At 70.6% G+C, this 14,114-nt stretch carries 12 protein-coding genes; 7 read left to right on the top strand and 5 right to left on the bottom strand.

The window, feature by feature from the left end; all coding sequences use genetic code 11:
* Positions 1-12: 12 nt before the first annotated feature.
* From D7V80_RS35750 to D7V80_RS35760, 3 genes are read left to right on the top strand one after another with little or no spacing between them, the layout of a single operon-like run.
* Entirely contained in the window at positions 13-1,011 is a 999-nt protein-coding gene (locus tag D7V80_RS35750; protein ID WP_120592355.1) for a MoxR family ATPase, read from the top strand.
* Positions 1,008-2,315: a DUF58 domain-containing protein gene (locus D7V80_RS35755; protein ID WP_120592356.1), complete on the top strand. Its 1,308-nt coding sequence runs from the start codon at positions 1,008-1,010 to the stop codon at positions 2,313-2,315. Before D7V80_RS35750 ends, D7V80_RS35755 begins: the two co-directional genes overlap by 4 nt.
* Positions 2,316-2,323: 8 nt before the next feature.
* On the top strand, positions 2,324-2,854 hold the full coding sequence (locus D7V80_RS35760) for a GNAT family N-acetyltransferase (protein ID WP_120592357.1): 531 nt from the start codon (positions 2,324-2,326) through the stop codon (positions 2,852-2,854).
* Here the strand turns inward: D7V80_RS35760 and D7V80_RS35765 are convergent.
* The 3 genes from D7V80_RS35765 to D7V80_RS35775 form a co-directional block, all read right to left on the bottom strand.
* A complete protein-coding gene (locus D7V80_RS35765; RefSeq protein WP_120592358.1) occupies positions 2,851-3,288 on the bottom strand; it encodes an inorganic diphosphatase in 438 nt (145 codons plus the stop codon). The genes D7V80_RS35760 and D7V80_RS35765 overlap by 4 nt on opposite strands.
* Positions 3,285-4,298, bottom strand: coding sequence for a stage II sporulation protein M (locus D7V80_RS35770; RefSeq protein WP_120592359.1), 1,014 nt, complete (start codon positions 4,296-4,298; stop codon positions 3,285-3,287). The genes D7V80_RS35765 and D7V80_RS35770 overlap by 4 nt, the downstream gene beginning before the upstream one ends.
* Positions 4,299-4,399: 101 nt before the next feature.
* Entirely contained in the window at positions 4,400-5,716 is a 1,317-nt protein-coding gene (locus D7V80_RS35775) for a bifunctional UDP-sugar hydrolase/5'-nucleotidase (RefSeq protein ID WP_370452594.1), read from the bottom strand.
* 306 nt (positions 5,717-6,022) lie between these two features.
* On the opposite strand from D7V80_RS35775, the gene D7V80_RS35780 reads away from it, so the two are divergent.
* Complete coding sequence (locus tag D7V80_RS35780) at positions 6,023-7,543, top strand: hypothetical protein (protein WP_147447326.1); 1,521 nt, start codon at positions 6,023-6,025, stop codon at positions 7,541-7,543.
* 1 nt (position 7,544) lies between these two features.
* On the opposite strand, the gene D7V80_RS35785 is transcribed toward D7V80_RS35780, so the two are convergent.
* Positions 7,545-10,649 (bottom strand): cyclic nucleotide-binding domain-containing protein, encoded by a 3,105-nt coding sequence (locus tag D7V80_RS35785; protein WP_120592362.1) that lies wholly within the window; start codon positions 10,647-10,649, stop codon positions 7,545-7,547.
* Between the two features lie 214 nt (positions 10,650-10,863).
* Between D7V80_RS35785 and D7V80_RS35790 the strand changes: the two genes are divergently transcribed.
* On the top strand, positions 10,864-11,712 hold the full coding sequence (locus D7V80_RS35790; protein ID WP_120592363.1) for an RDD family protein: 849 nt from the start codon (positions 10,864-10,866) through the stop codon (positions 11,710-11,712).
* Here the strand turns inward: D7V80_RS35790 and D7V80_RS35795 are convergent.
* Positions 11,654-12,172 carry an outer membrane beta-barrel protein gene (locus tag D7V80_RS35795; RefSeq protein WP_120592364.1) on the bottom strand — a complete coding sequence of 173 codons (519 nt, stop codon included), beginning with the start codon at positions 12,170-12,172 and terminating at the stop codon, positions 11,654-11,656. The genes D7V80_RS35790 and D7V80_RS35795 overlap by 59 nt on opposite strands.
* Positions 12,173-12,275: 103 nt before the next feature.
* Here D7V80_RS35795 and D7V80_RS35800 point away from each other — a divergent pair, with 103 nt between their 5' ends.
* A complete protein-coding gene (locus D7V80_RS35800; protein WP_199738940.1) occupies positions 12,276-13,334 on the top strand; it encodes a lipopolysaccharide assembly protein LapB in 1,059 nt (352 codons plus the stop codon).
* Between the two features lie 27 nt (positions 13,335-13,361).
* A partial coding sequence (locus tag D7V80_RS35805; RefSeq protein ID WP_147447327.1) for an FHA domain-containing protein occupies positions 13,362-14,114 on the top strand: 753 nt, incomplete at its 3' end.

Consider the following 14,114-nt stretch of genomic DNA (forward strand, 5'->3'; position numbering starts at 1 on the left):
CCCCGGAACCCCATGAACGCGCCCTTCTCCCCTCCTCCCTTCCCGGACACCGGCAACGCCGTGCGGTCCGCGAACGCCATCCGCGAGGGCGTCCTCGCGGAGGTGCGCAAGGCCGTGGTCGGGCAGGACGAACCGCTGGAGCTGATGCTCTGCGGGCTCGTGGCTGGTGGGCACATCCTGCTGGAGGGCGTGCCCGGCGTGGCCAAGACGCTGATGGCCAAGGCGCTGTCGCGCAGCGTGGGCGCGGACTTCAAGCGCATCCAGTTCACGCCGGACCTGATGCCCGCGGACATCCTGGGCACCAGCGTCTTCGACCTGAAGTCCCAGGCCTTCGTGCTCGCGCGAGGCCCCATCTTCACGGACCTGCTGCTGGCGGACGAAATCAACCGCGCCCCCGCGAAGACGCAGTCCGCGCTGCTGGAGGCCATGCAGGAGCGCGCCGTGTCGCTCGAAGGCCGCAACCTCCAGCTGTCGCCCATGTTCACGGTGTTCGCCACGCAGAACCCGGTGGAGTCGGAAGGCACGTACCCACTCCCCGAGGCGCAGCTGGACCGCTTCCTCCTGAAGATCGACGTGGGCTACCCCGCGCCGGAGGAGGAGGACGCCATCCTCGAGTCCGTGCACCGGGGCTTCGACTCGGGCGACCTGGCGCGCGCGGGCGTGAACGCGGCGGTGACGAAGGACGACCTGCTCCAGACGCGCGCGGCGCTCAACACGGTGAACGTGGAGCCGCCGGTCCTGGGTTACATCCGCAAGCTGGTGGCCGCGACGCGAAGTTCGCCCAACATCCGGCTGGGCGCGGGGCCGCGCGCGGGCGTGCACCTGCTGCTCGCGTCGAAGGCACTGGCGGCGCTCAGGGGCCGCGACTTCGTGACTCCGGACGACGTGCGCTTCCTGGTGGGCCCGGTGCTGCGCCACCGCCTGCTCCTGTCGCCGGACGCGGAGTTGGACGGAGCCACGTCCGCGGACGTGCTGCGCGAGGTGGTCCAGGGCGTCGAGGTCCCCCGGTGATTCCCTCCGAGCGCCTGTGGGGGCTGCTTGCCCTGCTCGCGCTGCCCATGGCGCTGGCGGGCTTCTTCCCGGGCCTGGGCGGCGCGGTGCTGGCGCTGGACGCGCTGGCCGTGGCGCTGGCCGCGTTCGACTTCTTCCAGGCCCGCCGCGTGCGGCTGGAGGTGGAGCGCAAGCTGCCGGAGCGCCTCAACGTGGGCGTGGCCAATCGCGTCGAGCTGCGGCTGGTGCACCGGGGCGGAGGCACGGTGGAGGTGCGCGTGAAGGACGACGCGCCGCCGTCGTTCACCACGGAGCCCTCGGAGGCCACGCTGCGCCTCACGCCGGACAGCCAGACGCAGTGGGTGTACCGGGCCACGCCCGCGAAGCGCGGCAAGTTCAGCTTCGGCGCCGTGCACGTGCGCGTGCGCGGACCGCTGGGGCTCATGTCGCACGAGCGCACCTTCCCGGCTGAACGCTCGGTGTCGGTGTACCCGGACCTGCGAGGAGCCCGGCGGCTGCTGTTGTCCGGCGCGGCGCTGGACCTGGTGAACCTGGGCCTGAGGCAGCTGCGGCGCGACGGCCAGGGCAGTGAGTTCGCGCGCCTGCGCGACTATGCCCAGGGCGACAGCGTGCGCGACGTGGACTGGAAGGCCACCGCGCGCCGGGGCAAGCCGGTGACGCGGGTGCTGGAGTCGGAGCGCTCGCAGGCGCTGATCATCTGCGTGGACGCGGGGCGCTCCATGGCGGCCCAGGTGGACGGCCTCACCAAGTTGGATCACGCGGTGAACGCGGCGCTGTTCCTCGCCTTCGTGGCCATCCGCAACGGGGACCGCGTGGGCCTGGCGCTCTTCGCGGACGGAGTGAAGGCCTACCTGCCGCCCGCCGCGGGCCGGGGCCAGTACCGCAAGCTGGTGGACACGCTCTACTCCGCGACGCCCAGCCTCACGTACGTGGACTACCTGGCGCTCTTCAAGGAGCTGAACGTGCGCCTCAACCGGCGCAGCCTGCTGTGCGTCTTCACGGACTTCCTGGACGAGGAGCAGGCCGGAACGCTGGTGGCCCCGCTGCACCGGCTGGCCCGCCGCCACGTCCCGCTGTGCCTGTCCGTGAAGGACACGGCGCTCCAGAAGCTGCTGCGCACGCCGCCTTCAGGACCGGAGGAGGCGTTCCAGCACGCGGTGGCGTCGGAGCTGCTCACGGACCGGGAGGTGCTCAAGGCCCGCGTGAGCAAGGGCGGCGTGCAGATGCTGGACGTCGCACCGGATGAACTGAGCCTCGCGGCCGTGAATCGGTACCTCGACATCAAGGCGCGCGGCGTCCTCTAGGGAGCCACATGATCCGGGCGGCATTCCAGACGGCGGACTTCACGGCGGTCCCCGTCGAGGACAACGACACGCACGTCCTGCAACCGCTCCTCGACCGCTGCGAGGACTACCACCAGCTCGCCTACGGCCGTCCCGCGCTCCCGGATCAGGCCCGGAACATCCCCCGCGAACGCCCCCCCACGCTCGTGCCCGGCCAGGGCCATCTCTTCGCGCTTCGCGACGCGCAAGGAGGCCTCGCGGGAATGATCGAAGCGCTGCGCGACTTCCCGGCGCAGGGTGAGTGGTACCTCGGCCTGCTGCTCCTCGCGCCAGAGGCCCGAGGCCACGGCCGGGGCGAGGCCGTGCTGAACGCCTACGAAGGCTACGTGCGCGCGAACGGCGGCAGGCTGCTGCGCGTGGCGGTGGTGGAGCACAACGAGGTCGCGCGCCGCTTCTGGACCCGCGTGGGCTTCCAACCGGAGCAATGGGTGGGCCCCATCGAGCAGGGCCTCCGCTGGAACCGCGTCCTGAAGATGACGAAGGCCCTGAGCCGGGCCTAGGGCCCTTCGCGCAGCCAGCCCACGAAGCGCGTGTCAGGCACGTCACCACGCACACGGTGCAGGCCCCGCTTGAACAGGGCGTAGACGCGGAAGAAGCGCTCCAGGCCCGCGCGCTCCGAGGGCGTCATCGGATGCGTCCCGCACACCACCTTCGGGTCGCCCTTCCCCGCGTCAATGAAGCCCAGCACGGCCACCACCGGCACGCGCACGCGCTGCCCCTGCGACAGCCGAGGCCCCAGCACCACCGCGTCCAGCGGATCCCCGTCATCCGACAGCAGGCCCGGAATGGAGCCGTAGTTGTACGGACACGGCAGCGGCGACACGAAGTCCACGGAGCCATCCGCGCGCCGCTTCACCATGGAGAAGCGTGGGCACTCAATCAGCACCTCCGGCTCGCTCGGCAGCGGAGGCACGGCCAGGTCCGGCCCGCTCATCCCGCCAGCTCCGCCGTCGCACGCGCATCCTTGCGCCGGCCACGCATCCAGTCCGACAGCAGGTACGCGTAGACGCCCGTCCCCACCGTGAGCGCGAAGCCGACCTTGAAGGCCACCGACAGCTTCGGCGGATGGATCTGCGACACGGTGCCTTCGATGAAGCCCGCGAGCACGAACAGCACCAGCGTGCCGAACAGCATCTTCACCGCCGTCACCGCCTCCTTGCGCAGCGCCTGCCCGCGAGACAACCCACCCGGCGCCACCATGCCCCGCGCGATGACCAGCCCCGCCGCGCCCGCGATGCAGATGGCTGAAATCTCCGGGATGCCATGCGGGAGGATCCACGCCCAGAACCACCCCGCCATCCCCTTCGCCGCGTACACCTGCGCGAGCGCCCCCAGGAACAGGCCGTTGACGAACAGCATCACCGCCGTGCCCAGCCCCAGCGTGACGCCCAGCGCGAACGCCAGGAACGCCACCTGGATGTTGTGCGTGAAGAGGGACGTCGTGAACTGGGCCTGCTCCTCCACCGTCATGCCCTTGCCCGCGGCCTCGTCAGCAGCGCGCTTCACAGGGTCCAGGCTCACGTGCTGCTCGGGCACCAGGTAGTGCGCGGCGTCCGGCTCCACCACCATGCCCACGTAGCCGAAGCCCGCGCCCGCCAGGAACAGCAGCACCGACGCCACGTACATGCGCCACTCGTGGTGCAGGAGCGCCGGGAAGCCGCGCGCCACGAAGGCCCACACGTCCGCGAACCGGGGCCGGCTGCCCGGGTACGTCAGCGCGTACGCGCGGCCCACCAGGTCGTTGAGGTACGCGCTCACGTCCGCGGAGCCGCTGCGCGCGCGCACCCACAACAGGTCACTGGAGACGGCGCGGTACAGCTTCCCCAACGAGCGGGCCTCGTCCAGGCTCAGCTTGCGCAGCCCCTCGCCCTCGGACTTGTCCAGCAGCGACTCCAGCTGCTGCCAGCGTGGACGCCGCGTCTCGATGAACTCCGCCATCTCCATGGGCCCACTCTAACCGAGCCCCGGAAACGGCGAGGCGCCGGCCGCCCTCCCCGTTTCGAGGGAGGACTCCGGCGCCCCGGTGCTTCAGGACCACGGAAGCGCTACTTGATGAACTTCTCCAGCGGCTTCGCCTCGGTGGAGGCCTGGGCCTCCGTCCACTCGACGACCGGCGTCTGCCACGCCATGCCCGTCTCCGCCGGGTCCGTGTCCAGCTTCTCGAAGTCGAAGCCGTCGCCGCCGAAGTACAGGTACTCCACCGTGGCGATCGTGTACTCCTTCTTCGGATCCAGCGGCTTGCCCTGGGCGTCCTTGAACTTGCCCTTGCCCGCCGGGGTGAAGCCGGCCACGAGCGCGTCCGGGTTCGCCAGCTGCTTGGCCAGGTCCTCGCCCTTGAGCTTCACGGTGAGCAGCGAGTTCTCGAACGGCATCGCCGAGTACACGCTGCCCAGCGTCACCTCACCCTTGGCCAGGCCATTGCGGATGCCGCCCTTGTTGAGGATGGCGCCGTCCGTGTTGAGCTGCGTGCGCACCGCGCCCGCCACCCACTTCGCCATCAGCGGCGAGTCATTCGGGATGCCCGTCTTGGTGAAGCCGATCTTCCGGCCCAGCGCCTGATCCACCTTCGCCTGCCACTCCGCGATGCGCTTCGCCGTCTCCGCGTCCGGCGTGCCGCCCGCGACCTCGACGACCTTCGTGTCCACGCCTGTCAGCTTCTGGCCCGCCGCCTTCGACGGGTCGAACTTCAGCTGCGCGCGCAGGTACGAATCAAAGCCGCGGCCCAGCGACGCGTAGGTGGTGTCACCTTCCGTCTTCACGCCCGGGGCGTCCGTGCCGCAGCGGCCACCGGCCACCAGCGACACCTTCCAGTCCGCGTGCTTCGCCAGCACCGGCTGCAGGTCCGTGGGGCACTGGTCCGCGACAATCACCACCACGTCCGCGCCCGCCTTGCGCGCCTCCGGAACGGCCGTGTTCAGCGCGTCCTCGTTGGGGATGACCTCCAGGCCCTCCGCGCGGCCGGACATCGCCGTGCGGACCGTCTTCTGCGAGGTGAGGCCCACCACCGCAATCTTCAGGCCCCGCCGCTCGTAGACCTGGAACGCGGGCATGGACAGGTCCTTCGCCAGCGCCGCGTCCGTCACCTTCAGGTTCGCGGCCAGGAAGGGGAAGCCCCCGGCCGTGCGGTTCTTCAGGAAGGAATCCTTGGCGTACGACAGCTCGTGGTTGCCCAGAGCAGAAGCCGCAAAGCCCATGTGCCCCATCACTTCAGCCGTCGGAGCACCCAGGAAGAAGGAGGAGATGGCCGGGCCCGTCCACAGGTCGCCCGTCGTCAGGGCGAGCGTGCCGGCATCCGGGCAGGTCGCCTGGCCGTCCTTCAGCGGACCGGCACAGTGCTTCTCCTCATTCACCCAGCGGCCCATCAGCTCCGCGGCGCCGCCCTTGCCCTCGACGGGCAACAGCTGGCCACGGGCGCTGCCGGTGACGAGCACCGTCACCTCGTTGGGCACGGCGGGCTTCGCGGCCTCGGCCGCGGGAGGCGGCGTGGCCGGAGCCGGCGGGGGAGTCTTCTCACAACCCGCGAGGGCTCCCAGGGCGAGGACCAGCGCGCCGGACGACAGCGTGAGCTGGCGGGAAGGACGACGGAAGGGACGCAGCGAGAGAGGGTTCGGGTTCACGGCCGGGCCTTTAGCACATCCCCGACGTGGTAGCGTGACGCAATGACGGGCATGAAAGGCAAGGATTTCAAGCCTTTACAGGAGGAGAAGGACGTCGGGTCTCCCAGCGGGCAAGGGGCCTCCCGGGGCCGGAACTTCGCCTCGGAGTTGTGGGGCGAGGTCCGGGGTGGCGCCGAGCACTTCCAGTCCACGAAGGGCCACCTGCCCAAGGGCCGCATCCGCCAGTTCTTCTACGGGGCGGCCCTGCCCTTCCACATCGCCCGCGTCACGCTCGCGAGCCCCGCGGTCCGCGCCACCTACGTGCAGGTGACCGCGCTCCAGACCGCGTTCCTACTGGCCATCGCCGCGGGGTGGGCGTTCAACGAGTTCAAAGACCACGAGCAGGACAAGCAGGAGGAGCAGGAGGAGCAGCGGCGCGATACGCCCGAGGCCCGGGCCGCGCGTGAGCAGGCGCAGGCCCGTATCGAACAGCGGGCGAAGGAGCTGGAGTCCGCGAAGGGCGATCCGGCCGCGATGAAGCAGGCGCTCACCGCGCTCATCGAAGAAGCCGTCAACGCGGGCAAGGCCGGCGACCTTCCTCCGAGGGAAGCCGCCACCGCCGCCGAGGGCGCGGCGGATGAAGCCGCCGCTGCCTCCGAGGATGCGAAGGAGGAGCACGCGGCGGCCGAACAGGAGGCCGGCTCCGCGCGGAGCGCCAGCGAGACCGCGAGCGGAACCGAGGACGTGGAGGACTCCCTGGGCGACCAGCTCTCCGCCATCATCCGCGCGGAGGTGGAAGAGGCCCTCCGGGACGTCCCGGAGGCGAACGCGAAGGGCCCGCGCATCCAGAAGGAGCCCCAGAAAGAGGGCTTCAACATCGACGCCCCCACGGTGCGCAACGGCATCTTCTTCCTGGGCAGCTGGGAGTTCTGGGCGCTCTTCTTCGGCTCGCTGAGCGCGGTGCAGTGGATCGTCGTCGCCCTGTCGCGCGACTACCACACGGTCATCTCCCGCGAGGCCAGCCTCGCCACCGGCGTGCCGCCCGAGGACCCTGAAATCACCCCGCGCGTGCGCCTCAACGTCCCCTGGTTGCGCGCCAAGCTCCAGCGCCGCTGGAGGGCCTTCCTGCTGTTCGTGATGGGGATGCCCGCCATCCTCCTGCTCTGCATCCCCCTGTGCTGGGTCCCGCGCTCGTTCACCCTCCTCAGCGGCGCCTGGGGCTTCTGGTGGCTCCTCGTCTTCACCGCCGCCAAGAGCGACCGCGCGTGGCTGGCCCCCGTCACGCGCCCGCCCTGGTTCGTGCGCGCCTGGAGCGCGCTGCCCGTTCTGCACGGGTGGCCCCTGCGCAACTACGTGGCACGCCTGGGCCGCCGGGCGGAAGACGTCGCCGCGCCCATCGCCGCGGTGGAGCGTCAGCCGTGGGTCTTCGCGGGGCTCGCCTTCACGCGGTTCTTGGGCAGCATCCCGCCGTTCCGCTGCTTCACGCGGCCGTTCATCCCGGTGGCCTCGGCGCACCTCCTGGGCCTGGACCCGGTGCAGCCGCCCGCGCTCAAGAGCGGGGAAGCCCCGCCCGGGCACGGCGCGGGGGACTGACTCACACGTCCGAGGGCGCGTTGCCTTCGGGCGGCAGGCCGCCAATGCCCTCCAGCGGCGCCTGGGGCTGCTGGGGGGCGCCCAGCTCCAGCCGCTGGCCCTCCTCACGGCGCGCGGGCAGGTCGATGACGCTCTGGAGCTGCTGGCTCACGGAGCGGAAGAAGCCCGTGAGCAGCTCCGGCCGGTCCGCGAGCAGATCCAGGAAGTCGCGCCGGTCGATGACGAGCACGCGCGAGTCCACCGCGGCCACCATGTCCGTGGGCCGGGGCGCGCCGTCGAGCAGGCTCACCTCGCCAATGGCCTCCTTCGCCTGGAAGCGCAGCACGTGCTCGCCGTTGCGGAACGCGTCCACCGCGCCCTCGACGATGACGTAGAGCGCGTCGCCCGGGTCGCCCTGGCTGTAGAGCCGCTGGCCCGCCTTGTAGGACGCCTCGCGCGCCACCTCCGCGATGGCGGCGATGTCGTCCACGTCGCTCTGCGAGAAGACGCTCACGCCCTCCAGGGCGAACATCCGTTGGACGATGGTATCGCTCATGTCACCCTCCTGCGGGAGCACGTCCAGGCCGTTCACCCGCGCCACGTGGCGGGCGCACGCGCGCAGCACCAGGTCCTCACTCTGCACGAGCCCCGCCAGCCGCCGCCACAGCCGGCCCGGCGCTCCAGGCGGCAGCTCGCGGTGGTGGGCCTCCACCTGCTCCATCACCAGCTCGCGCTCCTCCTGCGCCACCAGGTTCTCCAGCAGCTCCAACGCATAGGCGCGACGGCGCGAATCGGTGCCCACCAGGTGCTGGTGGATGCGGCGCATGGCCTGCGGCGGGTGCAGGAGTCCCAGCAGGAAGAACGACAGCTCCAGCGCCTGATCCAACCGGTCGCCCACCGCGCGGGTGAGCAGCGACTGGGGCCCCAGCGCCGCCTGCACGTCGCGGAAGGCTCCCACCAGCTGGCGGTACGTGTCGCGGCGGCGGCCCAGCGCCTCGTGGATGCGGTCCACGTCCACCGGATGATCCGGCTGCTCTTCACGCAGACGCGACAGCTGCGCGCCGATGCGGAAGTGCAGCGCCGCGTCGTCGCGCACGTTGGAGAACAGCAGCGCGTTGAGCGCCGCGGACGAACCGATGCCTCGCAGCACGCGAGGCAGTTGCATCCGCATGGCCAGCGGCGCGGCCTTGTTGTTGAGCTGCAGCTCCAATAGCGGCGTCACCGCGTCGCCCAGCAGCACCAGCGACTCGCGCGCGGCCGGACGCTCCTCGCGCCAGCCGAGGAACGGCAACAGGCGCGGCGCCAGCTCCACGTAGCCGCCCTCGCCCACCGCCGTCAGCGCCACGCGCCGCACGGAGATGTCCATGTCCTCCAGGTAGAGCGACAGCGGCCCCGCGAAGCGAGGGTCCTTCAGCCTGCCCAACAGCCGCGCCACCTCGCGCCGCTCGGCCACGGGCGCGTGGTCGCCCTTCGCCAGCAACTCGCGCAGGGACTCCAGCGCCGCGGAGTTGCCCTGCGTGCGCATCAGCGCGCCAATCGCCGCGCAGCGCAGGCCCACGTCGGGGCTGGTGAGCAGCGGCGGCAGGAGCCGCTCCGCGCGCTCCGGGGACAGCCGCGCCAGGGCCCACACGGCCTGGTCGCGAGGGCGCCGGGGGCCCTCCTCCACCAGCCGCTCCAGCATGGGCGCCAGCTCCCGCGCCTCCATGGACAGGGCCAGCGTCACGCCGCGCTCCTGCACGCGCTCGTGGGGATGGGAGAGGAGCGAGGCCAGGTGCTGCCGCAGGGGCGCGGCCTCCGCCTGCTCCAGCATGTCCACCGCGCGCAGCACCCGCTCCGGCGTGGGCGCGCCCAGCGCCTCCACCAGCAGCTTCTGCGCCTCGCCGCCCAGCTCCACCTCTTCCTCTTCGTGCGCGCCCACCTGCTCGCCCAGCGCCGTGAGGTACGCGGGCTTGAGGCGCACGAGCAGCAGGCCCAGCGCGGCGCACAGCGCCACCACCGCCACCGCCATGGTGATGCCGTTGGCGCCCCGGCCCGCGCCGATGAGCAGCAGGCCCGCCAGCACCACGCCGCCCTTGCGCAGAAGGCCGTCCACCGCGCTCCGCAGCCCCTCGCGCTGCTCGTCCGGCACGGCCGCGTAGAGCAGCTGGATGCCCACCGGCAGGATGGAGTAGCTCACCGCCGTCTCCACCAGCCGCAACAGGTGCACCGGCCACAGCTGCCCGGTGGCCAGCGTGGCGCCCGCCAGCGGCGCGAGCACCAGCGGCACCAGCGCCAGGTACATGAGCAGGCCCATGCGCTTGAGCAACCGCTCCGCCACGAGCAGTTGGAACGCCACGCAGAACAGGCCAATCCACAGCTGCAGCGAGCCGAACAGCGCCGCCAGCCCGTCCTCGCTCAGCGTGCCCTCCACGCGCAGGCGGAAGAGGTAGTCCACGAAGGACGACAGCACCGCGAACGCGATGCCCAGCGCCGCCAGCACCTGCGCGTAGGGGCTCTGCCCCAGGTAGCTCCACGCCGGGAACCACGCCTGCAGCGAGCGCGTGCGCGGGGGCGGCGCCGGCTCCGCCTTGTGCAGGTGGTGGAAGATGGCGCCCGCGGCCAGCAGGCTCACCGCGCCGCTCACCACCACCGCGGGCGTGCCCAGCCGCACCGCCAGCGCCTGCACCAGCAGACCGCCCGCGATGCCGCCGCCCATGCCAAAGCCGTTGAGCACGGTGAAGGCCCGCCGTGCCTCGCGCGCGTCGAACGCGGACGCCATGCGGCCCCAGAAGCGGAACGACACGAACGTGCTGAAGCAGTCCGCGAACAGGTACAGCGCCAGCGCCGGCATGCGCTGCCCCGCGGACAGCGCCGCCGCCAGCCCCAGCGCCAGCACCCCGCCCACCCCGGTGAGGATGCCCGGGGACTCCGTGGGCGCGTCCGGCCGGGCGCGAGGCAACAGCGTCAGCGACGCCGTCATCAACGCACCCAGCAGGTAGAGGTACGGCAGCGCCTGGGACTCGAAGCGCGACAACACCAGCGCGTTCGCGGACGTCTTGAGCTGCGTCACCCCAGCGATGAGCGCGAACTGGAACGCACCCGCCGGCAGGACGCGGCGGTTCCAGGATGAGGGTTCAGAAGGGGCCACGGGCGCGGGAGTGCGGACAGGATAGCGTGGAGCCCGCTATTCACGAATACCACTCTTCAGGTCCTGGCGGCAGCCACCCTCCCGTCGCAGCCGGCCGCCCGCCTGCCCGGCGTTCAGCGCCGGACTCCGGACTGGGGGTCCTTGAGGCCCCTACGGAAAGACACTCCTGGGAGCCCCCACGGAACCCGGGCCGCGTGGCGTACACTCCGGCGCCGTGACGTCCACCCCCGACACCCTGCTCGACGGCACCCACACGGTGCTGACCCCGGAGTACGTGGAGTTCCGCTTCACGCTGGCGGGGGTGTACGCGCGCTTCCTCGCGTGGCTCATCGACGCGCTCATCGTCGGCGTCGCCACGACGGTGGTGCTGCTGGTGTTCCAGGTGGCCATGGCCGCGTTCCCGGGGTTCGCCAGCGCGCTGGGCATCGTCGTCTACTTCCTGGTGGACTGGGGCTACGGCATCACGCTGGAGACCGTGTGGGCGGGCCAGACGGTGGGCAAGCGCGTGATGTCCCTGCGGGTCATCCAGGAGAGCGGCGTGCGCATCGGCTTCTACCACGCGGCCCTGCGCAACCTGGCGCGCGTGGTGGACCGGCTGCCGCTGCTCTACCTCGTGGGCGGCTCGGTCGCGCTCGTGTCGCGCTCGCACCAGCGGCTGGGGGACCTCCTGGCCGGCACCATCGTCGTGCGCGAGCGGCGCCTCAAGGTGCCCTCCGCCATCGAGACGCGCGGCGAGGAGGGCCTGCTGGCGGATCCGCTGTTCGTCTCGCGCGTGAAGCGGCTGTCCACCGAGGAGCGGGAGCTGGTGCTCTCCGCCGCCCTGCGCCGCGAGGAGCTGCGGCTGGAGGCCCGGCTCACGCTGTTCTCCGCGCTGGGCGCCCGGCTCCAGGACTCGCTCGCCATGGAGAAGCCGGCCCACCTCTCGGACGAGAAGTGGACGCTGCTCGTCGCCGCCGCCCTGCTGCCCGCCCCGGCGTCACGCCCGGGGCGGCCCACGTCCGGACCTAGAAGTACGTCGCCAGGCCCACGGAGCCCGTCAGCGACGTCTGCGTATCCTCGTTGAGCGCGATGTAGAAGTTGTACTGCGCGCGCACGCCCAGGCTCACCGAGTCGCTGAGGAAGAAGTCCACGCCCGCGTTGGGCCCGATGCCCACGAAGTTGCTGATGCTGTCCTTGAAGACGATGAGGTAGCTCACGTCCGTGCCGATGTACGGGCGGATGGACTCCTCCAGCAGCAGGTAGCGGATGCCCAGCGACGGAGCCAGGCCCACCACGCGCTTCTCCGGCGAGGCGTAGGTGTCCTTGGGGAACATCAGCTTCGACAGCGAGACGACCTCGAAGCCGTTCTCGATGTAGAGGCTTCCCTCCAGACCGATGAACGGCGTGCCCGCGAGTCCCGCGGTCTCCTTGAAGTCCATGTAGCCCACCGACAGGCCCAGACTCCGGTTGGAGAACTGCGCGTGAGCAGGAGCCGCGCCCAGCAGGGCAGCGAGCAAGCCGAAAGCACAAAGGTAGGTACGCATGGCGGCGCACTCTACAGCCGGCCTAACCCCTGGAAAACAGCGCTGATTCGGCGGCAGCACGGCGTTGCCTCGCGGGGGGCCGCTCTCCTACACTCGGCCCGCCATGCGTCTTCGCCTTGTCCTCACGCTGACCGCCGCCGCCTCCCTCACCACCACCGCCTGCCTCAGCACGCCGCCCCCGCATGAACGGGCGCTCATCAACAATGAGCTGTGCGCGCAGGAGATGGCCAACGGGGACCTGCAGAAGGCGGAGACCTACTGCAACCTGGGCCTGGAGTTCTCCCCCCAGTACGCGGACCTGTGGGCCAACAAGGGCCTCATCGCCATGTACTCGGGCAACAAGGGCAAGGCGAAGGACTTCTTCATCAAGGCCCTGCGCTTCAACCAGGAGCACCTGCAGGCCTACCAGAACCTGGGCGTCCTCTACCTGGAGGAAGGCGCCTACGGAAAGGCCCACGACAACTTCAAGCGCGCCCTGCAGGTGAACCCGGACAACCTGGAGTCGCGCTACGACCTGGGCCTCACCTTCATGAAGATGGGCAAGACGAAGGAGGCCAAGAAGGAGTTCGACACGCTGCTCGCGGTCAACCCCAACGTGGCCAACGCCCACCACAACCTCGGCATCATGGCCTACGAGGCCAAGGACCTGGAGAGCGCCTTCGAGCACATCTCCCAGGCCGCCCAGCTCACCCCGGACTCCGCGGAGGTGTGGCACGACCTGGGCACGGTGCTGATGGAGCAGAGCCGCTTCGCGGAGGCCCGCGAGGCCTTCGGCAACTGTGCCCGCCTGGATGAGAAGAACTCCAGCTGCCTCAACAACCTCGCCGTCGCCCAGCGCAAGGTGGCCCTCACCGACTCCGCCCTCAAGGAGCTGAAGGACACCCAGACGGCGGAGAACAGCGCCCCGGCCATGTACCTGCTCGCGCGCCAGTACCGCGAGAAGGGCCTGCTCACGGAGGAGGAGAACGCCTACCGCAAGTGCGTGAAGCTGGACGCCAAGTTCGCGCCCTGTCACTTCGGCCTCTTCCAGCTCTTCAACGACGCGCAAAAGCAGAAGAGCGCTCAGACGGCGTGCAAGAACTTCATGAAGTTTGGAACCTCCGAGGAATTCCCCACCGAGTACACGACGTGTGAGAGATTCCTCGCCAACGACTCGTTCTAGCCGTCCCTTGGGGTAGCGACACACGCGATGAGCGTCCGTCTGACCGTCACACAGCGCAGCGAGGCCGGAGGCGCCTCGGGCAAAGAGGTCGTCCTCGACGACTCCGTCATCACCCTGGGGCGGGACAAGACCTGCCAGGTGGTGCTCCCGCAGCAGGCGGTGTCGCGCAACCACGCGCGCATCATCCAGGAGGGCACGCTCTACTTCCTGGAGGACCTGGGCAGCGCCTACGGCACGAAGATCAACGGCAAGTCGCTCCCCAAGGGTGAGAAGGAACTGCTGCGCAACGGCGACGTCATCGCCATCGCGCAGTACGACGTCCGCTTCGACAAGGTCGTCGAGATCGCTCCGGACGTCAGCGACAAGACGTCCTTCCTCGCGCGCGGCATCTTGAAGGACGCGATGCGCGGGCTCGCCGGCGGCGAGGAGCGCTTCCTGCGCTACATGAACGGCCCGCGCGAGGGCCAGCGCATCGAAATCTCCGAGGCCCAGGAGCACGTCTTCGGCCGCGACGAGAAGGAAGCCGACGTCATCCTCAAGGACGACCTCGTCTCCCGCAAGCACGCCAAGGTGCGCCGCGACTGGTCCGGCACGCACGTGGAGGACCTGGGCAGCCGCAACGGCATCAAGGTCAACAAGAAGCGGGTGAACCGCAAGGCGCTCAAGGACGGCGACGAGTTGGAGATTGGCGCCACCCGCTTCGTCTACGTGGACCCCGCCGAGCCCCCCGATGAGCCCGCGGTGAGCCTCTCCTCGGAGAGCTCCGCCGTCGTTCCGGCC

Source organism: Corallococcus sp. CA054B (genome assembly GCF_003611625.1).
Taxonomy (GTDB): Bacteria; Myxococcota; Myxococcia; order Myxococcales; family Myxococcaceae; genus Corallococcus; species Corallococcus coralloides.